Below are 23,135 nucleotides of genomic sequence, written 5' to 3'. Positions count from 1 at the left end.
GACGACGAACGGACTTGGTCCTAGTCTCCGCGGCGATCCGACCGGAAAAATCCGGCGAGAAGCGGGAGCGAAGAATGAGCAGCAATCTCACCGACGAAGAACTTGCCGCCTTGATGCCCTCCGAATTGTGCCGGCACCAGACGCCGATCCCGACCCAGATCGTCTCCAGCGACGAATTCTATCCCGACCCGCAGAACGAACGTCAGCGCGAGGTCGAGGCGCGGCTGCTTGCGATGGCCGACGATCTCGGCGGCAGGCAGGGCCTCGATCGCCGCAGATTCTTCCAGACCGCGGCCGGCATGGCCGCCTCCTTCGTCGCGATGAACCAGGTCTACGGGGAGTTGTTCGCTGTGACGCCGGCGGAGGCCGCGACACCCGCGATGGCGCAGGAGCGCGCCAACTCCCTGAAAGACCAGTTCATCATGGACATGCACACGCATTTCCTGCGCGACGACACCCGCATCATGGGTTTTGTGGAAATGCGCAAGGCGGTCGGCAAGGCCGGCTGGAACAAGGAGCTCAACGATCACGAGCAGACCATCGAGGATCTCAAGTTCAACAACTACAAGAAGGAGATGTTTCTCGATTCCGACACCAAGATCGCGCTGATCTCCTCGGCGCCGTCGGATATCGAGCAGGACTGGTTCCTGACCAACGAGCAGATGGCCGACGCGCGCAAGAATATGAACGACGAGGCCGGCTCGCGACGCGTGTTCTGCCACGCCATCTTCACGCCCGGGCAGCCCGGCTGGCTCGACAAGCTCGACGCCGCATTGGCGCTGAAGCCGGAATCCTGCAAGGGCTACACGATCGGCGACAACACCCACAAGGAGATCAGCCGCTATCCTTGGCGGCTCGACGACGAGAAGGTCGCCTATAAGGGTTATGAGAAGATGGTGAAGGCGGGCATCAAGAATGTCTGCGTCCACAAGGGACTGTTTCCACCCGGGATCGAGAAGCAGTATCCGAATCTGCGCGGCTTCGCCGATGTTGCCGATGTCGGCCGGGCCGCCAAGGACTGGCCGCAGCTCAACTTCATCATCTACCACTCGGCCTATCGCCATGTGGGCGGCGACCCGAAGGTGGCGCTCGCCGAGTTCGAGCGCACCGGCCGGATCGCCTGGACCTCCGACCTCGCCGACATCCCGGCGCAGTATGGCGTCAACAATGTCTATGGCGACGTCGGGCAATTGTTCGCGACCACGCTGGTCGCCGAGCCCAATGTCTGCGCCGCGCTGATGGGCACCTTGATCAAAGGGCTCGGCGTCGACCACGTCTGCTGGGGCACCGATGCGCTGTGGACCGGCGCGCCGCAATGGCAGATCGAGGGCCTGCGGCGGCTGGAAATCCCGGAGATGATGCAGAAGAAGTTCGGCTATGCACCGCTCGGCTCGGCCGACGGGCCGGTGAAGACGGCGATCTTCGGCGACAACAACGCCCGGCTCTACAACATCCAGCCAAAGCGCGCGATGCTCGACCTCAAGGGCGATCGCTTTGCGATGATGAAGGCGCAGTATGAGAAGGCAGGCCCCGAACCGTCGAATACGCGTTACGGCTATGTCGTGCCGAACGGTGTGATCGATCACCGGGTGTTTGTGTAAGTCTCACCCTCCGTCGTTCCGGGGCGACGCGCGAGCGTCGAGCCCGGAATCCACTTCGCAGCGATTGTTGCGGCTAGATGGATTCCGGGCTCTCGCTTCGCGAGCCCCGGAATGACGAAGCTATGGCCGCCTCTCGCCCTATCTCCCCGTGAAATTCGGCTTGCGCTTCTCGCTGAATGCCCTGGCACCTTCCTTGAGGTCGTCGCTGTCCTTGATGGCGTCGAGCTGCCGGCGCACCTCCGCGACCGTCTCCAGCGGTCCCTTCGGCATCGCGTCGCGCGCGAGCTTCTTCAGCGCCTGCACCACCAGCGGCGCGTTGCCGGCGATCTTGGCCGCCAGCTCCTGCGCGGCCACAAGGTGCTGGCCCGGCGGCGTGATCCGGTTGACGAAGCCGATCTGGTAGGCCCGCTCGGCCGACAGCTCCTCGCCGACAAGCAGGAACTCCATCGCGATCTTGTGCGGCATGCGCGCCAGCACCGAGGAGACGCCGCCACCGGTGGTGCCGATCTTGGCTTCCGGATAGACGAACCGCGTCGTCTCCGAGGCGACGCAGATGTCGGCCATCTGCACCAGAACGAAGCCGCCGCCCACCACCCAGCCCGACGTCGCCGCGATCACCGGCTTGTCGAGCTCGACGCCGAGCCCGGGCACCGCCTGCCACATATTGGCGGGGAAATCCCGGACGTCGGCACCGACACAGAAGTACTTCTCCTCGGCCGAGGCCAGCACCGCGACGCGGTCGTCGCTGTCGCGAAAGCGCCGCCAGGCTTGCTGCAGCTCGTCGCACAGCGCGTTGTTGAGCGCGTTGTGCGACGCGACGCGATCCATCGTGATGGTCGCGACGTGGTCGGCGCTCTCGTAACGCACGAGCGTCATGCTGGCCTCCTTGAACAGAATGCCTTTACGGTGGCACAGGGATGGCGAACACCGCCGTCATTGCGAGCGAAGCGAAGCAATCCATTTCGCCGCGCGTGGAGGCATGGATTGCTTCGTCGCTACCGCTCCTCGCAATGACGTGGTGAGAGTCACTTCTTCTCGTCGGGATGGCGGTGCACCGGGTCGACCCACAGCACGGTCTCCGGCTTCTCGATCGGCTCGATGTCGAGATTGATCGCGACCGCTTCGCCGTCGGAGCGCACCAGCACGCATTCCAGCACCTCGTCGCGGCTGGCATTGATCTCCTGATGCGGCACGTAGGGCGGCACGAAGATGAAATCGCCGGGGCCGGCCTCGGCGGTGAACTGCAGCTTCTCGCCCCAGCGCATCCGCGCCTTGCCCTTCACGACATAGATGATGCTTTCGAGATGGCCGTGATGATGCGCGCCGGTCTTGGCGTCCGGCTTGATGCTGACGGTGCCTGCCCACAATTTCTGCGCGCCGACCCGGGCAAAATTGATCGCGGCCTTGCGGTCCATGCCGGCGGTCGACGGCACATTCGGATCGAGCTGATTGCCGGGAATCACGCGGACGCCGTCGTGCTTCCAGCGCTCATCGTCGTGATGGTGATGGTCGTGGGAATGGGTGTGATCGTGGGAACCGCTCATCGTTCTTGCTTTCGTTGGCCTCATTTCGTGCGTGGAACGCTAGCGAAAAGCAGGCGCGCAGGCGAGCGGAAAATCGGAACGTTGCCAAATCGGAACATCGCCATGTGCTGGCGCGTTGTCTCAGCGTATTCCGAAGGAGTAATTTCATGGGTAGCACGACCGATAGGATCAAGGGCACGACCAACGAGGCGATCGGCAGGTTCAAGCGGCGTCTAGGCAAGGTCACCGGCTCTCCGGCGATGCAGGGCAGAGGCGCGATCCTGGAAGCCAAGGGTAAGGGACAGAAGGCACTCGGCGGCATCAAGAGGATCGTCGGCAGGGTGACCGCCGCGGCTCACTGGCCTCGCTGAACGGGAGATGACGCGGCCGCCCCATCGAGCCGGCCGTTCGAGCATTGGCGACGGTGATCAGCCGCGCGGGTGGGGATGTGCCAGCACATCCGGATGCGCCAGCACATCCGGATTGACGACGTTGGTCGGCGTGCCGGCCGCGTAAGCCAATATCTGGTCGAAGATGTCGGTGAACTGGATTTCGTACTCGTCGCGCGAAACGTAGCCGAGATGCGGCGTGCAGACCACATTGTCCATGTTGAGCAGCGGGTCCGCCGTGTCGCGCAGCGGCTCCTTCTCGTAGACGTCGATCGCGGCCATGCCCGGCCGGCCGGCACGCAGCGCATCGACCAGCGCGCCGGGCTCGATCAGCGGCGCGCGGCTGGTGTTGACGATCAGCGCGGTCTGCTTCATCCGCACGAGGTCTTCCGCCTTGACGATGCCGCGCGTCGCGTCCACCAGCCGCATATGCAGCGACAGCACGTCGCAGCGGGCAAAGAAATCCGCTTTGCTGGCCGCGGTCTCATAACCGTCGGCGCGCGCCTTCGCCATCGCCGGCTCGCGCGCCCAGACCAGCACGTTCATGCCGAACGCCTTGCCGTAACCCGCGACCACCGCGCCGATGCGACCATAGCCATAGATGCCGAGCGTCTTGCCGCGGAGCGTATGACCGACGCCGATCTGCCACTTGCCCGCCTTCAGCGCCGCCATCTGTTGCGGAATCGCGCGCATCGCCGCGAGGATCATGCCCCAGGTGAACTCGGCGGTGGCGTAGGACGGCGTATCGGCATGCTGGCTCGACGACACGATGATGCCGAGCCGCGTGCAGGTGTCGATGTCGATATGCGGATAGACGCTGCGCTGGCTGATCAGCTTCAGCTTCGGCAAACGTTCGAGCAGCGGGGTGCGGATCTGGGTGCGCTCGCGGATCAGGACCAGAGCGTCGGTATCGCGCAGCCGTTCGGCGAGTGCATCGACGTCCTGGACATGATCGTTCCAGATTTTGACGTCATACCCGTCGAGCTTGCGGTAGCAATCGAGGGTACGCAGCGTGTCGAAATAATCGTCGAGGATCGAAATCTTCATCGCTGCGCCCCTGTTGTTGCGGGCCGGTTACTTGACGCGCATCAGCCTATTTCACGCCAAGCAGTTCGACGTCGAACATCAGCGTGGCGTTCGGCGGGATCACGCCGCCGGCGCCACGCGCGCCGTAGCCGAGGTTCGGCGGGATGATCAGGGTGCGCTTGCCGCCGACCTTCATGGTGGCGACGCCCTCGTCCCAGCCCTTGATCACGTGGCCCTGGCCGATCGGAAACTCGAATGGCTCGTCGCGATCGACGGAGGAGTCGAATTTCTTGCCCTTCTGGCCGTTCTCGTAGAGCCAGCCGGTGTAGTGCATGACGCAGGTCTGGCCGGTCTTCGGCGAGGCGCCGGTGCCGACCTGGCTGTCGATGATCTGGAGGCCTGAAGCTGTGGTCATGGGCTTTCCTGCAGTTTGGGCCGTTGCCGTCCCGCTGACAACGGACGTGGAGACTGCCGCCGCAAGGCCGGCGAATGCAGTCTTGATGATCGTGCGTCGGGAAGATCGCATCTTGCACCTCTCGTGAAGGACGGCCGTCTCTAGCCCAGCGCGGGCCAAATCCCTAGCCATTTTTCAGTGACCGGCCATGCCGCCGTCGCGGTCCAGCGCAAAATCGTCAAGCAATGGCGACGACGCGCCTGCGATCAGATCGCCGATCAATTGCGCCGCCAGATAGGAGAAGGTGATGCCGTTGCCGCCATAACCATACGCGGCATAGACGCCCTTCGCACCGGACACCGGGCCGATCAGCGGCAGGCCGTCGCGCGTGGTATCGAACGTCCCCGCCCAGCGATAATCGATCTCGGTTTCGGCAAACGGCCATAGCGCGGCAAGGCGCTTCGCCAGCGCGCGCGATTTCTGCGGGATCAGGCGGTCGCGTGCGTCCGGCTCGATGATCTCGTCGCTGTCCTCGCCGCCGACGATGATGCGGCCTTCCGGCGTCGTGCGCGCGTAGAGATAGTCCTTCGCGCACTCCCAGATCAGCACGCCGTCCTTCCAGATGTTCTGCGGCTGCGGCGCGGTTGCGATCGCCCAGCTCGAGGACACCGCCTGGACCCTGGAATGAACGATGTCCGGCATCGCATAGCCGGTCGCCAGCACCACGGCTCTCGCGGCGATTTCGCGGTCATTGTCGAACCCGACCGTGACCGCCGCGCCTGCCGGGTCGAAGGCTATGGCCTCGGCATCGAACGACCGCGCACCGCGCGCGACCGCGAGCCTGAGCAGACTGTGGGCAAGCTGCAGCGGATCGGCATCCGCCGCGCCGGATGACACGATCGCGGCGGCGCGCGCCATGCCAAATATCTCGAGCAGCTGGCCGTGGTCGAGGAAGTCGCCGGCAGGCCGGCGCGGCTGCGCAGCCGGTGTTCGTCGCGCAATTCGGCTGCGGAGCTTCCGGTCGCCAGATAGAGCGAGCGTTTGGCCCTGATCTCGCTCGAAACGTTGGTGCTGCGGACCAGCGACAGCAGGCCGGTTACCGCCGCCAGGCTCGCGCGGTAGGCGCGGACGGCGCGTTCGAAGCCGTAGATCGCGGCCAGCTCGACCAGCGGACGATCGATCTCCCAGAGCAGCATCGAGGTGCTCGCCGCGGTGCTGCCGTGGCCTGGATGCTCGCGATCGACGATGACGACATCGAGCCCCTGACGCGTCAGCCGCTCGGCGACCAGCGCACCGGTGATGCCGGCGCCGACGATAAGCGCATCGCAGGAGAGATTTTCAGCGAGCGACGGCGGACGCTTCGACGCCGCACGCCAGGGTGGAGAGCCGCCACGCAGATCGGCCTGTTCGGTCTCGTCTGAATCGAGGGTGCGGATGGCGGACCTCGCGGGGATGGGCTTTCAGCACCAACCCTCGCGACAATTTCTTGTTCCGTCCGTCGAGCCTACCGGCCACGACAATCAATAGCCGAGCGCGCAGCCGTCCTTGCGCGGATCGGAGCCGCCGGTCAGCGTCCCCTTGTCCCAATCGATCCAGATGCCCTGCCCACCGCCGAGCGGCGCGACCACGCTGGTGGTCTTGTGACCGATCTTCTTCAGGCCTTCGACGATCTCCGCCGGCACGCTGTCCTCGAGCTGGTAGACGCCTTCGTAGTGCAGGCCGCGCGGCATATCGATGGCTTCCTGAATGTCGCAGCCATAGTCGAGCATGTTGGTCAGCACACGGGTCTGGCCGACCGGCTGGTACTGCCCGCCCATCACGCCGTACGGCATCACCGCACGGCCGTTCCTGGTGGCCAGCGCCGGGATGATGGTGTGCAGCGGACGCTTGCCCGGTGCGATGCAATTCGGATGTCCGGGCTGGATGCGGAAGCCGCCGGCGCGGTTCTGCAGCAGGACGCCGGTCTTGTTGGAGACGATCGCCGAGCCGAACGAATGCGCGATCGAATTGATGAACGAGCAGACGTTGCGATCCTTGTCGACCACCGTGATGTAGATCGTCGAAGGATTCATCGGCGGCGCAACGTTCGGCAGTTCGAGCAGCCGGTCCATCCGGATGTTCTTGATGTGCTCTTCGGCGAACTCCCTGGCGAGGATGCCGGCAACGTCGACATGCACGTGCTGGGGATCGCCGATATGCTGCTCGCGCATCATGTAGGCGATGCGTGCCGCCTCGGCCTCGAGATGGAAGCGCTCGATGCTGAGCGGCTTGAACTTGGTCAGGTCGAAGCGCGACAGGATGTTGAGCATGACCAGCATGGTGATGCCGGGGCCGTTCGGCGGGCACTGCCAGACGTCGTAGCCCTTGTACATCGTGCCGATCGGCGAGGTCGCCTCGGTCGAGTGCGCAGCGAAGTCCTCGAGCGTGTGCAGGCCGCCGATGCCGCGCAGCGTGTCGACCATGTCGGCGGCGATTTCGCCGCTATAGAAGGCGTCGCGGCCCTTTTGCGCGATCGCGCGCAGCGTCTTGCCGAGCTCGGGCTGGCGGATCACGTCGCCGGCAACCGCGGGCTTGCCGTGCGGCAACAGATAGCGCTCGGTGTTGGTGCCGTTCTTCAGCTTCTCGAAGCCGTTCTTCCAATCGAAGGCGATACGCGGAGCGACCACGTAGCCCTCTTCGGCGGCCTTGATCGCGGGCTGCAGCAGCCGGTCAAAGCCGAACTTGCCGTGGTCCTTCAGAATCACGTCCCAGGCATCGACCGCGCCGGGAATGCTGACCGCATGGGCCGAGGTCAGCGGCACCGAACGGATCTTGCGCTCGAGATACCAGTCGACGGTCGCCGCCATCGGCGCCCGGCCGCTGCCGTTATAGGCGGTGATCTTGCCTTCTCCCCGCGGCTGGATCAGCGCGAAGCAGTCGCCGCCGATGCCGGTCGATTGCGGCTCGATGACGCCGAGCAGCGCGCAGGCCGCGACCGCCGCGTCGGCCGCCGTGCCGCCCTCGCGCATCACCTCGATGGCCGCGAGCGCCGCTTCCGGATGCGACGTCGCCACCATCGCGTTCTGGGCGTGGACCGTGGAACGGCCGGCGAAATGGAAATTCCTCATGACAGAGTGCTCGCTTGATCGTGATGGTCTGATGCGGCTGCGGCGGATGATGCCAAGTACATGGCACACTCATCCCCGGCTGAGCAATGCCTGGCATGCCAGGGGAATTATCCCGACAATGCATGGCTTTGCGGGTTTCGCCGGCCCGGGCGGCCTGATAAACCCCGGCGATGCCCTTCAAGGTCGCCGCCTTCTACCAGTTCGCCGCGCTGCCGGACTTCCGCGCGCTGCGCGAGCCGCTGCGCGCGTTCTGCGCCGGGCTCGATCTCAAGGGCAGCGTGCTGCTCGCCCATGAGGGCATCAACGGCACCATTGCCGGCACCGACCAGGGCATCGACGACTTTGTTGCGGAGCTCAGGCGCGGGCCGCTGTTCGGCGGCCGCCTCGACAATCTCGAGCTGAAGTTCTCCGCAGCCGCGCAAATGCCATTCCAGCGGCTCAAGGTGCGGCTGAAGAAGGAGATCGTCACGCTCGGCGACACCACGGTCGATCCGACGCGGCAGGTCGGCACGTACGTCGATGCCGCAGACTGGAACGAGCTGATCGCCGCGCCTGACGTCACGGTGCTCGACACCCGTAACGCGTTCGAGGTCGCGATGGGCACGTTCGAAGGCGCGGTGGATCCCAGGATCGCCAGCTTTGGTCAATTCAAGGAATTTGCGGCGCAAAACCTCGATCCGGCGAAGCACCGCAGGATTGCGATGTTCTGCACCGGCGGCATCCGCTGCGAGAAGGCCAGCGCCTATCTGCTCGCGCAAGGTTTTGCCGAGGTCTATCACCTCAAGGGCGGCATCCTGAAATATCTCGAGGAAACGCCGCAGCGGGACAGCCGCTGGCGCGGCGACTGCTTTGTGTTCGACGAGCGTGTCGCGCTCGGCCACGGCCTGCGCGAGAGTGCGGGAGCGCTTTCGAGCGACGTGGAGCGCGCGGGTGCCGCCTGCGAGGCTGCCGTCCATGAATGACACGGCAAAGCTGGGCGAGCGGATCGAGGCACTGGAGGTCCGCCTGACCTATCAGGACGAAACCATCGAGACGCTGAACCAGACCATCACGGCACAATGGAAGCAGATCGACGCGCTGACGCGCCAGATCGCCGAGTTGCGCGACCGGCTTCAGGAGGCCGAACGCCATGCGCCCGGCCCCGCCAACGAGCGCCCACCACACTATTGACCGGTGCCGCCAGACCGCGGCAGCACCGGCTACATGTTGCTCACCTGACGCATCGGCTTCGCGCCGCTGAAGAACAGGCTGGACAACCGCTGCACCATCGCCGTGGCGCGGCTGCCTTCGAGCCCAGGGCGAACGCACAGCAGGCGCTTCTGCACCGGAAGCTCCGGAAGATAATAATCCTTCGCCGAAATCAGTGAGGACGGGATCATCCGCTCGGGGCACGCCGTCAGGCCGTATCCGGCCCGTGCGGCTTCCAGACGCAGCTGGTGGTTCGGGCTCCTGAACACGATCTTGTACGTGATGTTGTGCTTGGTGAGCGTCCGGATCATCCAATCGTCACCCGGCCAGGCCAGGATCGGGATCGGGGCGCCCGGCCGCAGCACAAAATCGCGCGATCGCACCCACACCGACCGCTCGTCGGCCTCCGCGGCGATCGTCACCTCGTCCTCGTTCTCCAGCGAAGGGTTGCTGTAGACGAACGCGATGTCGATGTAGCCGTCGATCAATCCCCTGATCACGGCCGGTGACATGTCGGCGTGAAGCAGAACGTCGGCGAGTGCATCGGATGGATGCAGCTTCAGGAATTCCTCGGCGAGCATCGTGCTGATTCCCAGCCGCAACGGCTGGGGTCCTTCATGATTGCCGCCGAGCCGAAGCAGTTGATCGTTGGCTTCGAGGATGCGCCTCGCCTGCTGCACGGCGACCTTGCCGAGCTCGGTGGTCGTGGTGCCGTTTGCGGTTCTGACGAAGAGCGCGCCACCAATCAGGCTTTGCAGTCGCTTGACCTGCGAACTGATCGCCGGCTGGCTGAGGCCGAGACGCTCCCCGGCCTTCGACAGGCTGCCCGTCTCGGCGATCGCAACGACGGTGCGAACGATTTCAGTAGGAATATTCAAATGCTGACGCGGTCTATGCATCGCGAGCCCTCCAATCTCAGCGGGGACGCAATTCCAATCTCCACAGTATGTGATCAGGCTATACTAACATTTGGTTGCACTTTCGTTTAGGTACAATTACCGCCAAGACACTGATATTGCAGGCCATATGTATTGTTACGTGCATTTCTCCGCTTATCACGGTATCCGACAACTGCATCTCCACACGCCGCAGCCCGTCAACCGCACCACGCCCCGGGTTTTTGCGGATATCGCATCAAATATTCTGATCGCCCCATAACGTTTCACTGACCCGATAAGTCTGGATTGGCGCCGCCGATTCGCGAAAGCGTTTTCATAGTTTTCCTTAATCAAAGCCTCGCAACGTGACGTCGTAGTCGGCGTTTCGAGGTGTGTTGCAATGACCAGGTTTTTTCGCTGCCGAAGCGGTGCGTCTGCCGTCGAATTCGCGCTGATGCTGCCGCTGTTTCTTGCCTTCATTTTCGGCATCATCGTCTTCGGCTCGTATCTCGCCATGGTGCATGGCGTTCAGCAACTCGCCGCCGAAGCGGCGCGGTCATCCATCGCGGGAATGACCGACACCGAACGGAACAGCCTCGCGACGAACTACGTCACCGCCAACGCGTCGACCTATCCGTTGCTCGTTCCCGGCAATCTCACGGTCAATGCCGCGCCGTCTCCATCGAATGCCAACGTCTACGTCGTGACGGTCAACTACAACGCGGCCGGCAACTTCATCTACAAGCTGCCCTTCGTCCCCGCGCCGGCGAGCACCATCGTGCGCTCCGCGGCGATTCAGTACGGGGGATTCTAGGATGAGAGGCGTCCTCATACTGATGCGGCGCTTTGGCGCCGACGAACGAGGAAACTTCGCGATGATCAGCGCCGGCCTGATGACGCTCCTGATCGGGTGCGCCGGGCTCGCAATCGATCTCGGCACGATCTTCGCCGACCGGCGCAAGACGCAGAGCACCGCCGATCTCGCCGCGATCGTCGCCGCCGCCAACCTGAACAATTCGGTCAACGCCGCCACCGCGACCGTGACGCAGAACAAGTACCCGGCCAGCGCGCTGGTCAAGGTCGAGACAGGAACCTACACCGCAAACAGCGCCATCGCGCCGCAGGCCCGTTTCGTGACCCCGGCGGTTGGCACTCCCAACGCCGCGCGGGTCACGCTGAACACCCAGACCCCGCTCTACTTCGCGCGCTACCTGACCGGCGCGAGCAGCTTCACCATCAAGACGACCGCCACCGCGACATCGACCGAAATGGCCTCGTTCGCGATCGGCTCGAGGCTGCTCTCGGTCAACGGCGGCGCGCTCAATGCGCTGCTCGGCTCGATGCTCGGCACCACGCTGTCGCTCTCGGTGATGGACTACAATGCGCTGATCAGCGCGAAGATCGACGCACTGGACTTCCTGTCGGCACTGGCGACCCGGGTCAACCTGACCGGCGTCACCTATAGCGACCTGCTGAGTAGCAACATCAAGGTCGGCGACATCGTCGCATCCGCGCTGACCACGCAGCAGATCACCAACGGCGCCAACGCGGCGACGACCGCGCTGTCGACGATCTCCCAGGCCGTCACCGGCTCCACCACCAAGATTTCGCCGGGCACGCTGGTCGACCTCGGTCCATTTGCCAATCTTACTGTGGGGCAGAAACCCAAGGTCGGCGCCAGTGTTTCGGTGTTCGACCTGATTTCCACGGTGGCGCAGATCGCCAACGGCAACCATCAGATCGCAACCTCGATCAATCTCGGCCTGCCGGGCATCGCCAATGTCTCCGTGATCGCAACGATCGGCGAGCGCCCGGTCGGATCGAGCTGGATCGCGATCGGCACCCAGGGTGTGAGTGTCCATACCGCGCAGACCAGGATCCTGGCGACGATCAATGTTCTCGGCTCCGGCACCGTGTCCGCGATCAATCTCCCGGTCTATGTCGAGGTCGCCTCGGGTACTGCGACACTCAGCGCGGTGTCCTGCGGCCACCCGAACATCAGCACCTCGCAGGTCACGATCGGCGTGACGCCGGGGATCGTGGATGCATGGATCGGCAACGTCACGGTCGCCGACATGACCAACTTCACGACCAAGCCCAATCCGCCGCCGGCGACCCTGGTCAACCTTGGTCTCGCCACCGTCACCGGCCGTGCCCATGCCGGCATGGGCAACACCACGCCGACCAATGTCAATTTCAATTACAGCGACATCCAGTCGGGCACCAAGAAGACGGTGACGACGACCAACTTCCTTTCATCGCTGACAGGAAGCCTGCTCGGCGACCTCTCGCTGACCATCAATCTCGGCCCGCTCGGGCTGCCAATCCCGGGATTGGGGGCGCTCGTCATGAGCATCCTGAATGGCGTGACGAGTTCAGTCGATCAGGTGCTGGCGTCGCTGCTCGCGACGCTCGGCATCGGGCTCGGCCAGGTCGACGTTTGGGTGCTGGGCATCCGCTGCGACGGCGCCGTGCTGGTGAACTAGAGCATGATCCGGAAAAGTGCGAAGCGGTTTTTTCCTCGCGACAAACGCAAGGCGTTTGCGCGGAGATCATGCTCAAACAAGCAGCGAAAGCGCGACCATCGCGCTTGAGGGGACCGGTCGCGACGGGCATCACATCGGGGGTAGGAGACTGCCGTGAGCACAACGATAAGATACAAGACCGACAGCCAACGAACGATCCTGCTGAAGCGCGGGACGATCTTCTTCCGCAACACAAGTGTCGGATGTCTCGTGCTCAACCTCTCGACCGGCGGCGCGGGGCTCGCCGTGGAAAGCGACGTCGCAATCCCGCTCGCGTTCGAGCTCGAGATCGAGAGCGAACCGATCCGGCGGCACTGCATTGTGGCCTGGCGCCTGGAGCGGCGGCTCGGCGTGACCTTCGAATCTGACCGGATGCAGCGCCCCGCAAGCGGCCCCGTCTAGTTATCCCGGCAGTCACGTTACGCGGACGGGCCCGGTCGATCCGAGCCATCGCTGCGCGGCGACTAGGTCGCCGCATGTTGAACTCACTTGGCATCGTGGTTAGCAGCCGCTGGGATATACCAGCTAATTGTCCCGATTGCCGTCGTGCTTCGAGGGCGCGGGCTGCGTGGCGCTGACCGGATCGGAGGCCGGGAAGGTATCCTCGAGCCCCTCCTTCAGCCGGGCGCGAGCCTTGCGGTCGGCAGCCTGCGCCTCGTGCGGCTTCTCGGCATGCTTGTCGTGCGGGGCAGGATCGAATTTGTCGGCCATGTCGTCCCTCCATTCGCGGGGACAACGCGGCCACGCAAAGAGGGGTTCCAGAACCGCCTTGGCCCATTGCGCTGCAGCGTGTATCAGGGGCGCAAATTTTGACCGTGATCAGGAACCATCCGCGTGCCCCAGGATCCCACCAAGAAGCCGCTCATCGACGTGCTGTCGGGCCACCGGCAGGCCGCGCCGCCGCTCTGGATGATGCGCCAGGCCGGCCGCTATCTGCCGGAATATCGCGAGCTGCGCGCCAAGGCCGGCGGCTTCCTCGATCTCTGCTTCACGCCCGAATTCGCCGCCGAGGTCACGCTGCAGCCGATCCGCCGGTTCAACTTCGACGCCGCGATCATCTTCTCCGACATCCTGGTAATCCCCTACGCGCTCGGCCGCTCGGTGCGCTTCGAGGCCGGCGAAGGACCCCGGCTCGATCCGCTGGCAACGCCCGGCGAGATCGCAACGTTGGCGACCCATGCCAACTTCGACCAGCTCGAGCCGGTTTTTGAAGCGTTGCGTCGCGTCCGTCGCGAACTCGCCCCCGAGATCGCGCTGATCGGCTTCTGCGGCGCGCCGTGGACGGTCGCGACCTACATGGTGGCCGGACAGGGCACGCCGGACCAGGCACCCGCGCGGATGCTTGCCTACCGCCATCCGGACGCGTTCGCCAAGATCATCGACGTGCTGGTCGAGAACTCGATCCACTATCTGGTCGGCCAGTTGAAGGCCGGCGCCGACTGCCTGCAGATCTTCGACACCTGGGCCGGCGTGCTGCCGCCGCGCGAATTCGCCCGCTGGTCGATCGAGCCGACCAGGCGCATCGTGGCCGGGGTGCGCAAGCAGGTCCCCGGTGCCAGGATCATCGGCTTCCCGCGCGGCGCGGCAGGCCTGCTGCCGACCTATATCGAGCAAACCGGCGTCGATGCGGTCTCGATCGATTGGGCCACCGAGCCGTCGATGATCCGCGAGCGCGTGCAGAACCGCGTCGCGGTGCAGGGCAATCTCGATCCGCTGGCCCTGATTGCCGGCGGCGCCGCGCTCGACCGCGCGGTGGACGATGTGCTGGAGAATTTTGGCAAGGGGCGGCTGATCTTCAATCTCGGCCACGGCATCCTGCCCGAGACGCCGATCGCCCATGTCGAGCAGATGGTCGCGCGGGTGCGCGCGTATAAGGGCTGAGGTAGCCCGAGTTACGGACCTATCACCGTCATCCTGAGGAGACCGCGCAGCGGTCGTCTCGAAGGGTCGACGGCCCGGGTCTCGCCAGGAGTGAAAAGGGCCGCGCGCCGAAACATCGGGGCCGTCGACCCTTCGAGACGCGCTACGCGCTCCTCAGGGTGACGGACTGAACAACGGCGGGCTACCTGGCATCCTCCAAAATCATATCGGACGCCTTTTCCGCGATCATGATCGTCGGCGCATTGGTATTGCCCGACATCAGGTCCGGCATGACGGACGCATCGACCACGCGCAGACCTTCGATGCCGCGCACCTTGAGCCGCTGGTCGACCACAGCGAGCGGATCGTTGCCCATCCGGCAGGTCGAGGTCGGATGATAGACCGTGCTGCCGGTGCGCCGGCAGAAATCGAGCAGATCGTCGTCGCTGACCACCTTGGCGCCGGGATCGACCTCGCCCACTGAGTAGGATTTCAGCGCCGGTGCGGCCAGGATCTTGCGCAGGATGCGGATGCCATCGATGAAGGCGCGGCGATCGGTCTCGGTCGCCAGATAGTTGATGCGGATTTCCGGCGGCACGCCCGGATCCGCGCTCCTGATCTTCAGCGAACCGCGGCTCTCCGGACGCAGCTGGCAGACCGAGGCCGTGAAGCCCGAGAACGGATGCAGCTTCTCGCCCATCTTGTCGGTCGAGAACGGCAGGAAGTGGATCTGGATGTCGGGCGACGCCAGCCGCGGGCTGGTCTTGAAGAACGCGCCGGAGGTGCCGGCGGCGATCGTCAGCGGCCCCTTGCGCAGCGCGGCGTAGCGGAGGCCCGCCATGACGCGGCGCACGGGATGATTGATGACGTCGTTCAGCGTGACGGTCTGCGCGCAGCGCGTGACGATGCGGACCTGCATGTGATCCTGCAGATCGTTGCCGACGCCGGGCGCATCGAGCACGACCTCGATGCCGTGCTGCTTCAACAGATCGGCGGGGCCGACGCCGGAGAGCTGCAACAATTGCGGCGAGTTGTACGCACCGCTCGATACCAGCACCTCCTTGCGCGCCCTGGCCTTGCGCAATTGCCCGTCCTGCTTGTAGGCGACGCCGCTCGCGCGCTTGCCGTCGAACATGATGCGCTGCGCCAGCGCCGAGGTCTCGACATGGAGATTGCCGCGCGTCAACGCCGGCCGCAGATAGGACCGCGCCGTCGAGGCGCGCCGGCCGCGCCGCGTCGTGGTCTGGAAGAAACCCGCGCCCTCCTGGGCCGCGCCGTTGAAATCCGGATTGGTGGGAATGCCGACCTCGGCTGCGGCATGCACGAAGGCCTCCGACAGCGGATCGTGATGCCGCCAATCCGACACCGGCAGCGGGCCGCCGGCACCGTGATACGTGTTGGAGCCGCGCTGCTGATCTTCCGCCTTCCGGAAATAGGGCAACACGTCGTCATAGCCCCAGCCGGCATTGCCGCGCTGTCGCCAGCGGTCATAGTCCTCGTGCTGGCCGCGCACATAGAGCAGGCCGTTGATCGAACTGGAGCCGCCGAGCACCTTGCCGCGCGGCTGGAACACCTGCCGGCCGTTGAGGCCGGGCTCCGGCTCGGTCTGGTACATCCAGTTGACGGATTTTTCCTTGAACAGCTTGCCGTAGCCGAGCGGGACATGGATCCAGATGTTGCTGTCCTTCGGTCCGGCCTCGAGCAGCAGCACCGAGTGCTTGCCGTCAGCGCTCAGGCGGTTGGCGAGCACGCAGCCGGCCGAGCCGGCGCCGACGATGACGTAATCATACTCCGCCGCATCATGATTATTATTCACTGGTTTCCCCCGGAATTTCTTTCTTCCGGTGGTACAGACAAAGCGCAGCCTTGAAAAGGCTAGTGCCCTGCGCTGAGGTTCTGGAGCAGTTGCCCGACAAGCATATTGAGCTCGTCGGCGCTGCCAGCCGAGCCGAACACGTAGCGATCGGGCCGCACGATGACCGCCGCGGCGCCATGTTGCCGCATCCAGTCGGCGAACAGCCCGTCGCGCTCGACCACGGTCAGGATACCGTTCGCATCGGTGCTTTCGCCGGATACGGTGATGACAACGCGCTCGCCGGCGAGATGCTGCCAGGCGGCACGGAACGTCCCCGACAGCCACGCCATCGGCTCCGCCGCCGCCGTCACGATCGCGAATTCCGGTTTCAGCAGATCGTCGAGCCGGCACGTCCGCCCATCCGGCGCGCGCACATGGGGCTGCACGAACAGCCGCCCGGCAAGCGCAGCATCACGTGCGATCAGGCCGGAGACGAGATCGGGGATGAATTTCTGCCTGATGGTTTCGGCCTTGCCGGCCTTCAGGTCGGCGCGCAGCCGTATGTCGCGTTCGACGGCGGCCACCGGATCGAGCTCGCCGATGATCTTGCCGAACTCCTTGGCGCTGGCGACGACGGCGCGGACATGCGGCTTGCGCTCGATTTCGTAACTGTCGAGCAGCGCATCGCCCGCGTCGCCACGCAGCACAAGGCGGAGCTTCCAGGCCAGGTTCACCGCATCGCGGATACCGGCGCACAGCCCTTGCCCGAGGAACGGCGGCGTCTGGTGCACGGCATCGCCCATCAGCAGCACACGGCCGTCGCGCCAGCGCTGGCCGAGCAGCGCGTGAAAGCGATAGACCGCCGAGCGCCAGATCGTCAGATCGGAGATATCGGTGAACCCCTTGAGCAGCTTCACGACGTTGTCAGGCACGCCGGCCGCCTCGGGGTCCTCGCCGGGCAGCAACTTGATCTCCCAGCGCCGCAAATTGCGCGGACCCGGCACGAAGGTGCCGGGACGCGACGGCCGGCAATACTGAAAGCTCCTGGCCGGCCGCCTGGCGGGATCGCTGGTCAGCGTGTCGACCACCATCCACCATTCATCGAAGGCGAGGTCGTCGAGGCCGATGCCGAGCTGCTTGCGGACGAAGCTGTTGGCGCCGTCGCAGCCGACCAGATAGCGCGCGCGGATCAAGACCTCCTCGCCGGACTCGCGGCGCGCGGTCAGCGTCACCGCGCCGTCATCCTGCTCCAGCGCCACTCCTGTGGCCGCAAGGAAGACGTCGGCATGCGGATAGTCGGCGAGCCTGTCGCGCAGCGCCTGCTCGACGTCCGGCTGCACGAAGGTCACATTCGGAATCCAGCCGAGCGGAAACGGCGGCGGCATCGGGTCGAAGATCTTGATGATCTCACCGTCGACGCCGAGATAGTGCGAGCCGTTATGCGGGGCGATCGCCTGCTCCATGAAATCGCCGAGCCCGATCGCCTGCAGCACGCGCAGCGCTTCATGATCGAGCGTGATCGCGCGCGGCTTGTCGTAGATGTCGGCAACGCGCTCGACGACTGCGACCCTCAAGCCGGATCTCGCGAGCAGATTGGCAAAGATGGCACCGACCGGCCCGAGGCCGACGATGGCCACGTCATGAATGGGATTATCGGCTGGCATTGACATGCTACTTCGCGAGGTAGCTCTCGAGCGTCAGCGGCTTCGGCTTCACCTGCGGCTCGCTGATCGCGACACCTTCGAACGGCGTCGCCTCCTCGAACCAGGCCTGCCGCGCCGGCAATCCCCACGGGAACGAGATCGTATGGTCGGACGGATCCCAGGCGACCGGCTCGTTCTCGATGTCCATGATCTGGTAGTGGGTGTTGAACAGCTCGACGCGATGCCCATCGGGATCGCGCATGTAGACATACATCGCGTGTCCCGGCCCATGGCGCCCGGGGCCGCGTTCAACGGCCGCGCCATAGCCGAGCTCGCCGGCGACATCGCAGGCGTTGAGTAGATGATGAACCTCGGGCGCGAGAAACGCGAAATGATGCAGCCGCGGTCCGGCGCCGTTGAAGAACACGATGTCGTGCGGATTGCCCTTGCGCTGCAGGAAGACGCCGCGCAGATCGAAGGTATCAGCCGGCGCGATATACTCGCTGAGCCGAAAGCCTGCCGCGGTGTAGAACTCGCACGCCTTGCGCACTTCGGGCGTCAGGACCTGGTAGTGATCGAGCCGCAGCGCCGAGCCGCCGGCATGGCGGGTGAATTTGGTGATCATGCGCGGCACCACCGGCATGGTCGCGCAGAACTCCAGCGGCGTGCCGGCCGGATCGGTCGCATGCAGGGTGCGGCCCTGATGCGGCACCTCGGCCCAACCAGCCCGGCAGCCCTGCGCTTCGAAGAAGGCCTTGAGCCGGTCGAGGTCATCGTCCTGAAAGACCCGCAGGCCGAGCCGCGCACAGGCGGCGCCCTCGCCTTTGCGCAACACAAGACTGTGATGACAGGCCTCCTCGACGCCGCGGAAATAGAGTGCGCCGCCCTCCTCCGCGGTCAGGATCAGCCCGACCACCTTTTCGTAGAACTGCCGGCTCGCCGCGAGGTCACGCACGGTCAGGACGACATGGCTGGCCCGCGTGATCCGGAACCCGGGATCGTGGTTCGTGATCGGGAGGCTCATGCGCACCTTCTGGTTCTTGCCGTTCGCGGGAACCCAACTCATTGCGAAAAACCCGCGGGGGATCAAGCAGGGCAGCGTCGGGCAAGCTTTGCCGCTCCGTGACCTCGCCTCACGCATTTGTATCGATTTGTTAGCAATGCCCGCCGGTGGAACCGAAGGAGGGGCCCGCCGTGACACGGTCCGTTTCAATAGTTCATAGTTTGTCAAAGGTTTGCAGAGAATTCTTCGCCACGGCGCCATGGCCAAACCGGGCAGGCAACGTAGTGATGCGTACCCATCTGAGATCATATTTCGCGACCCTGTTCGCGGGCGACCTCGCGGCCTTCGGTGCACCACCGGCGGATGAAGCGCTTGCCGGCCACATCCGCGCCGAACAGGTCTCGCTCGTGCTCGGCTACTCCTTCGGCATCATGCTGGCCAACGCCTGCAACGCGCTGGTGCTGGCGATTGCGCTGTGGCAATCGCCGGACTGGGCCTTTGCGCTGGTGTGGGCGGCCGCGGTCGGCAGCGCGGCGCTGTTCTTCGGCTTGCAGGCGCGTGCAGCGCGCCGCATCGCCAAGCCGCAATTCGTGTCGCGCCGAACCATGTACCGGCTGGTGCGCAATGCGCTGGCGCTCGGGACGGCCTGGGGCGTCGTCCCCGTCGCCTTCTTCGCGAACGCATCGAGCGGCGCCCAGCTCGTCATCACCTGCCTGTGCGCCGGAATGCTGGCCGGCGGCGCCTTCGCGTTCTCCACCATCCCGATCGCCGCGATTGCTTTCACCGCGCCGATCTTCGTCGGCACCGCGATCTGCCTCAGCCGGGACGGCGATTTCGTCTATCTCCTGATGGCCGTGCTGGTCCTGGTCTACGGCTCGGTGCTGCTGCGCGGCGTGTTCCTCAACGCGTTCGAGTTCAGGCGGCGGATCATCGCCCAGCACGAGGCCGAGCGGACGGTGCGGCAGGATCCGCTGACGCACCTGCCGAACCGCGTCGCCTTCAATGAGGCTCTCAACGACGCACTGAACCGGCTGGCGCGGTCGGGCGAGGAATTCGCGGTGCTGCTGCTCGATCTCGATCGCTTCAAGGAGGTCAACGACAGGTTCGGCCATCCGGCGGGCGACGAGTTCCTGGTGCAGGTGGCGGCCCGGTTGCAGCGCTGCACGCGCGCGGCCGAACATGTCGCACGGATCGGCGGCGACGAGTTCGCCCTGATCATGTCGAATCTGACGAGGCCCGAGGACGCGTTTGCGATCGCCGAACGGTTCGTCGCGGCCTTTGCCGACCCGTTCCCGATCGACGGGCTAGAGGTCAACCGGACGATCAGCATCGGCATCGTGCTGGCGCCCCGGGACGGCAGCACGTCCCACGATCTGCTCAAGCATGTCGACATCGCGCTTTACCGGGCGAAGAAATCCGCGCCCGGCACCATCTGCTTCTTCGAGGCCAGCGACGACCAGTCGGCGCGCGACCGCCGCGCCCTGCAGCGGGACCTCGAGCACGCCATCGAGGCGGACGAGCTGTTTCTGGTCTACCAGCCGTTCCTCGACATCCGCAAAGGCCGCGTCACCGGCTTCGAGGCACTGCTGCGCTGGCAGCATCCGACGCGCGGCCTGATCCCGCCGACCGTCTTCATCCCGATCGCCGAGGAAAGCGGACTGATCCACCAACTCGGCGAGTGGGTGATCCGCCGTGCCTGCGCGATGCTGTCGCGCTGGCCGGACGACATCCGCATCGCGGTCAATTTCTCCGCGGTCCAGTTCCAGAACGTCGGCATCCTGCAGACGATCGTCGACGCGCTGGCCGAGGCGAATGTCGCGCCGAACCGTCTCGAAATCGAGATCACCGAGTCGATGCTGATCTCGAAATATGGATCGGCGCCCGCGATCCTGCACGCGCTGCTCGAGCTCGGGTTGACGGTCGCGCTCGACGATTTCGGCACCGGCTTCTCGTCGCTGACCTATCTGCGCAAGCTGCCGTTCAGCCGCATCAAGATCGATCAGTCCTTCATCCGGGACATGCTGACCCAGCCGGATTGCGCCGCGATCGTCAAATCAGTGATCGGCCTCGCGCAGGAGCTGCAGATCGGCGTCGTGGCCGAAGGCGTCGAGACCGCAGATCAACTCGAATATCTGCGCCAGACCAGCTGCGACGAGGTCCAGGGCTATCTGATCGGGCGGCCGATGTCAGGCAGCGAGATTTCCGCACTGCTCGATCACGATCCGCAGCACTCGGTGCACGCGGCGTAGCGCCATCGAGGGCGCGCGGGATGAGCGCGTCGGTCGGACTCTGCTGATCCCGGGAGGCTGCGAGCAAATTCCGCCGTCATTGCGAGCGAAGCGAAGCAATCCATCTGTCCGCAAACGCGGCTGGATGGATTGCTTCGTCGCTATCGCTCCTCGCAATGACAGCGGAGAAAGACTCGCGCCGCAGTAAGGTTAGAGCACGTCGGCGCGATGCAGAGTGTCGACCGTGATGGTGCCGCGGGCGCGCGAGACGCAGGCGCAGATCTTGCGGCTCTCCCGCTTCTGATGGTCACTGAAGAAGACGTCGCGATGGTCGATCTCGCCGTCGACATCGACCACGTCGAGTGCGCAGACCCCGCATTCGCCGCGCCGGCAGTCGCTCATCACCTCATGACCGGCTTCGTTGAGCACGTCCAGCATCGACCGGTCGCGCGGGATGACGAACTCGGTCCCCAGCTCGGTCCCTTGGCCCCTGAGCCGCACGCGGAACGGCTCGGTCGACAGCAGCCCGCTCGATCCAAAGGTCTCGTAGCGCAAATCGGTGAGCGGGCGGCCTGATGCCTCCCAGGCGCGCCGCGCCGCGTCCAGCATCCGCATCGGGCCACAGAACAGCGTCATCGTATCCTGCGGCAGCGCCGCAAAGACGCCGTCGAGGTCGAGCCGCCTGCCTTCGTCGCCGGCATGGACGGTGAGGCGGTCGCCGAGCGCTCGCTCAAGCGGTTCGAGATAGACCGCATCGCCGCGCGTGCGCACGGCATAGTGCAGCGTCACGCCGGCGTCGCGGCGGGCGAGCGCCTGTGCCGCACCGACGATCGGCGTGATGCCAATGCCGCCCGCGATCAGGCAATACTGCCGCCGCGTCCAGTCGAGCTGCACCAGCGAGGTCGGCAGCGTGATGTTGAGCCGCGCCCCCGGCGCGAGCGACCACATGTAGCGCGAGCCGCCGCGGGAATCCGCTGCGTGCCGAACTGCGATCCGGTAGCCCTGCGGATCGGCTTCGCCGACCAGCGAATAGGAGCGGGTCTGCGGCTGGCCTTCGATGGTGACGCCGACATCGATATGGCTGCCGACGGGATAGGGCGCACCCGCAAAGTTATCCGGCCGCAGCAGGAATTCACGGATGCCGGGCGTGAGGTCGCGCACAGCGAGCAGCGTGGCGGATGTCCAGGTCTCGATGAATCGCATGGCGTTCTCCGCTCAGCCGGCTGCCGAATTGATCAGCGCCAGCGCCGGCAGCAGATCGAGATGGCTGCGGTTGCGCAGCGCCAGCCGCAGATTGCGTGCCGCAAGCCTTGCATGCTCGCGCATGATCGCCTCGGCGCGCGCCCCCTCGCGGTTCTCGATGGCGTCGACCACAATGCGATGGTGATCCTGCGCGATCAGCAGGATCTGGCGCGCTTCGGGCAAGGCCGATTGCGCCATCACGAAGCCGCTCGGCGAGGCGAATGGCAGCGCCGAGGCGCGGTCGATCTGCCGGATCAGCGGCGGGCTGCGCGACAGCTCGGTGAGCAACGCGTGGAAGCGCGCGTTGAGCGCGACATAGGACGAAAAGGCTTCGACCGAAATCGGATCCTGCCGCACCAGGCCGTCGATCTCGTTGAGGCATTCCTTCAGCGGCTCGAGATCGCGCGACGAGACGCCGCGCTCGGCGGCGAAGCGCGCGGCCAGGCCCTCCAGCGTGCCGCGCAGCTCGATCGAATCGAGAATGTCGCGCTCGGAAAATGCCTTGACCATGAAGCCGCCGGAAGGAATCGCCTCCAGCAGGCCTTCCTCCTCCAGCCGGACCAGCGCCATCCGCACCGGCGTGCGCGAGACCCCGGTGAACTCGACCGCCTGCAGTTCCGAGATGCGCTCGCCGGGCCGCAGGCCGCCGGAGAGAACGAGGTCGCGCAGCGCAAGCTGCGCCCGCACGGTCTGCGACACTGAACGATCGGTTTCGCGTTCCGCCATGGCCCGC

Annotated in this window: 22 protein-coding genes and 1 pseudogene; 10 read left to right on the top strand and 13 right to left on the bottom strand. The window is 65.2% G+C overall.

The window, feature by feature from the left end:
* Nucleotides 1-74: 74 nt before the first annotated feature.
* Entirely contained in the window at nt 75-1,601 is a 1,527-nt protein-coding gene (locus tag IF803_RS08070; RefSeq protein WP_461191824.1) for an amidohydrolase family protein, read from the top strand.
* A 138-nt stretch (nt 1,602-1,739) separates the two neighbouring features.
* Here IF803_RS08070 and IF803_RS08065 read toward each other — a convergent pair whose 3' ends face one another.
* Both IF803_RS08065 and IF803_RS08060 read right to left on the bottom strand, forming a co-directional pair.
* Nucleotides 1,740-2,477 carry an enoyl-CoA hydratase/isomerase family protein gene (locus tag IF803_RS08065; RefSeq protein WP_461191823.1) on the bottom strand — a complete coding sequence of 246 codons (738 nt, stop codon included), beginning with the start codon at nt 2,475-2,477 and terminating at the stop codon, nt 1,740-1,742.
* 149 nt (nt 2,478-2,626) lie between these two features.
* Nucleotides 2,627-3,145 (bottom strand): cupin domain-containing protein, encoded by a 519-nt coding sequence (locus tag IF803_RS08060; protein WP_028338582.1) that lies wholly within the window; start codon nt 3,143-3,145, stop codon nt 2,627-2,629.
* A 146-nt stretch (nt 3,146-3,291) separates the two neighbouring features.
* Between IF803_RS08060 and IF803_RS08055 the strand changes: the two genes are divergently transcribed.
* Nucleotides 3,292-3,495 (top strand): CsbD family protein, encoded by a 204-nt coding sequence (locus tag IF803_RS08055; protein ID WP_028338581.1) that lies wholly within the window; start codon nt 3,292-3,294, stop codon nt 3,493-3,495.
* Nucleotides 3,496-3,552: 57 nt separating this feature from the next.
* Here IF803_RS08055 and IF803_RS08050 read toward each other — a convergent pair whose 3' ends face one another.
* The 3 genes and pseudogenes from IF803_RS08050 to IF803_RS08040 form a co-directional block, all read right to left on the bottom strand.
* Nucleotides 3,553-4,560, bottom strand: coding sequence for a D-2-hydroxyacid dehydrogenase family protein (locus tag IF803_RS08050; protein WP_461191822.1), 1,008 nt, complete (start codon nt 4,558-4,560; stop codon nt 3,553-3,555).
* Nucleotides 4,561-4,606: 46 nt separating this feature from the next.
* A complete protein-coding gene (locus IF803_RS08045; protein ID WP_461191821.1) occupies nt 4,607-5,065 on the bottom strand; it encodes an FKBP-type peptidyl-prolyl cis-trans isomerase in 459 nt (152 codons plus the stop codon).
* Between the two features lie 63 nt (nt 5,066-5,128).
* Nucleotides 5,129-6,222 (bottom strand): annotated as a pseudogene (locus IF803_RS08040) (NAD(P)/FAD-dependent oxidoreductase).
* On the opposite strand from IF803_RS08040, the gene IF803_RS08035 reads away from it, so the two are divergent.
* The gene (locus IF803_RS08035; protein ID WP_028338577.1) at nt 6,163-6,354 is read left to right on the top strand and encodes a hypothetical protein; all 192 of its coding nucleotides are present in this window, start codon (nt 6,163-6,165) and stop codon (nt 6,352-6,354) included. The pseudogene IF803_RS08040 and the gene IF803_RS08035 overlap by 60 nt on opposite strands.
* A 99-nt stretch (nt 6,355-6,453) precedes the next feature.
* On the opposite strand, the gene ggt is transcribed toward IF803_RS08035, so the two are convergent.
* A complete protein-coding gene (gene ggt, locus IF803_RS08030) occupies nt 6,454-8,040 on the bottom strand; it encodes a gamma-glutamyltransferase (RefSeq protein ID WP_461191820.1) in 1,587 nt (528 codons plus the stop codon).
* Between the two features lie 170 nt (nt 8,041-8,210).
* Here ggt and trhO point away from each other — a divergent pair, with 170 nt between their 5' ends.
* Both trhO and IF803_RS08020 read left to right on the top strand, forming a co-directional pair.
* Complete coding sequence (gene trhO, locus IF803_RS08025; protein ID WP_461191819.1) at nt 8,211-9,002, top strand: oxygen-dependent tRNA uridine(34) hydroxylase TrhO; 792 nt, start codon at nt 8,211-8,213, stop codon at nt 9,000-9,002.
* Nucleotides 8,995-9,210 (top strand): SlyX family protein, encoded by a 216-nt coding sequence (locus IF803_RS08020; RefSeq protein ID WP_038382484.1) that lies wholly within the window; start codon nt 8,995-8,997, stop codon nt 9,208-9,210. The genes trhO and IF803_RS08020 overlap by 8 nt, the downstream gene beginning before the upstream one ends.
* Before the next feature lie 29 nt (nt 9,211-9,239).
* Here the strand turns inward: IF803_RS08020 and IF803_RS08015 are convergent, their stop codons facing one another.
* On the bottom strand, nt 9,240-10,127 hold the full coding sequence (locus IF803_RS08015; RefSeq protein ID WP_461191818.1) for a LysR family transcriptional regulator: 888 nt from the start codon (nt 10,125-10,127) through the stop codon (nt 9,240-9,242).
* Between the two features lie 379 nt (nt 10,128-10,506).
* Between IF803_RS08015 and IF803_RS08010 the strand changes: the two genes are divergently transcribed.
* From IF803_RS08010 to IF803_RS08000, 3 genes are all read left to right on the top strand, one after another.
* Entirely contained in the window at nt 10,507-10,920 is a 414-nt protein-coding gene (locus tag IF803_RS08010; RefSeq protein ID WP_028338572.1) for a TadE/TadG family type IV pilus assembly protein, read from the top strand.
* Nucleotide 10,921: 1 nt separating this feature from the next.
* Nucleotides 10,922-12,592 carry a pilus assembly protein TadG-related protein gene (locus tag IF803_RS08005; RefSeq protein WP_461191817.1) on the top strand — a complete coding sequence of 557 codons (1,671 nt, stop codon included), beginning with the start codon at nt 10,922-10,924 and terminating at the stop codon, nt 12,590-12,592.
* Between the two features lie 153 nt (nt 12,593-12,745).
* A complete protein-coding gene (locus IF803_RS08000; protein WP_245288617.1) occupies nt 12,746-13,033 on the top strand; it encodes a PilZ domain-containing protein in 288 nt (95 codons plus the stop codon).
* A 123-nt stretch (nt 13,034-13,156) separates the two neighbouring features.
* On the opposite strand, the gene IF803_RS07995 is transcribed toward IF803_RS08000, so the two are convergent.
* The gene (locus IF803_RS07995) at nt 13,157-13,342 is read right to left on the bottom strand and encodes a hypothetical protein (protein ID WP_028338569.1); all 186 of its coding nucleotides are present in this window, start codon (nt 13,340-13,342) and stop codon (nt 13,157-13,159) included.
* A 123-nt stretch (nt 13,343-13,465) separates the two neighbouring features.
* On the opposite strand from IF803_RS07995, the gene hemE reads away from it, so the two are divergent.
* Complete coding sequence (gene hemE / locus IF803_RS07990; protein WP_304496947.1) at nt 13,466-14,512, top strand: uroporphyrinogen decarboxylase; 1,047 nt, start codon at nt 13,466-13,468, stop codon at nt 14,510-14,512.
* 181 nt (nt 14,513-14,693) lie between these two features.
* Here the strand turns inward: hemE and IF803_RS07985 are convergent, their stop codons facing one another.
* Genes IF803_RS07985 through IF803_RS07975 form a run of 3 tightly spaced genes read right to left on the bottom strand, consistent with a single transcriptional unit; the run spans nt 14,694 to nt 18,995 of the window.
* Nucleotides 14,694-16,307 carry a GMC family oxidoreductase gene (locus IF803_RS07985; RefSeq protein ID WP_461191816.1) on the bottom strand — a complete coding sequence of 538 codons (1,614 nt, stop codon included), beginning with the start codon at nt 16,305-16,307 and terminating at the stop codon, nt 14,694-14,696.
* Between the two features lie 59 nt (nt 16,308-16,366).
* Nucleotides 16,367-17,956, bottom strand: a complete 1,590-nt coding sequence (mhpA, locus tag IF803_RS07980; protein WP_461191815.1) for a bifunctional 3-(3-hydroxy-phenyl)propionate/3-hydroxycinnamic acid hydroxylase MhpA — start codon at nt 17,954-17,956, stop codon at nt 16,367-16,369.
* 1 nt (nt 17,957) lies between these two features.
* Complete coding sequence (locus IF803_RS07975) at nt 17,958-18,995, bottom strand: VOC family protein (protein WP_461191814.1); 1,038 nt, start codon at nt 18,993-18,995, stop codon at nt 17,958-17,960.
* A 224-nt stretch (nt 18,996-19,219) separates the two neighbouring features.
* Between IF803_RS07975 and IF803_RS07970 the strand changes: the two genes are divergently transcribed.
* Nucleotides 19,220-21,181, top strand: a complete 1,962-nt coding sequence (locus IF803_RS07970; RefSeq protein ID WP_461191813.1) for a putative bifunctional diguanylate cyclase/phosphodiesterase — start codon at nt 19,220-19,222, stop codon at nt 21,179-21,181.
* 189 nt (nt 21,182-21,370) lie between these two features.
* On the opposite strand, the gene IF803_RS07965 is transcribed toward IF803_RS07970, so the two are convergent.
* A complete protein-coding gene (locus tag IF803_RS07965; RefSeq protein WP_461191812.1) occupies nt 21,371-22,363 on the bottom strand; it encodes a PDR/VanB family oxidoreductase in 993 nt (330 codons plus the stop codon).
* Nucleotides 22,364-22,375: 12 nt separating this feature from the next.
* On the bottom strand, nt 22,376-23,128 hold the full coding sequence (locus tag IF803_RS07960) for a GntR family transcriptional regulator (RefSeq protein WP_038382468.1): 753 nt from the start codon (nt 23,126-23,128) through the stop codon (nt 22,376-22,378).
* Nucleotides 23,129-23,135 lie beyond the last annotated feature (7 nt).

Source organism: Bradyrhizobium sp. UFLA06-06 (genome assembly GCF_054820065.1).
Note: the sequence above shows the minus strand (reverse complement) of the source record. Positions and strands in the feature narration are given on the sequence as shown.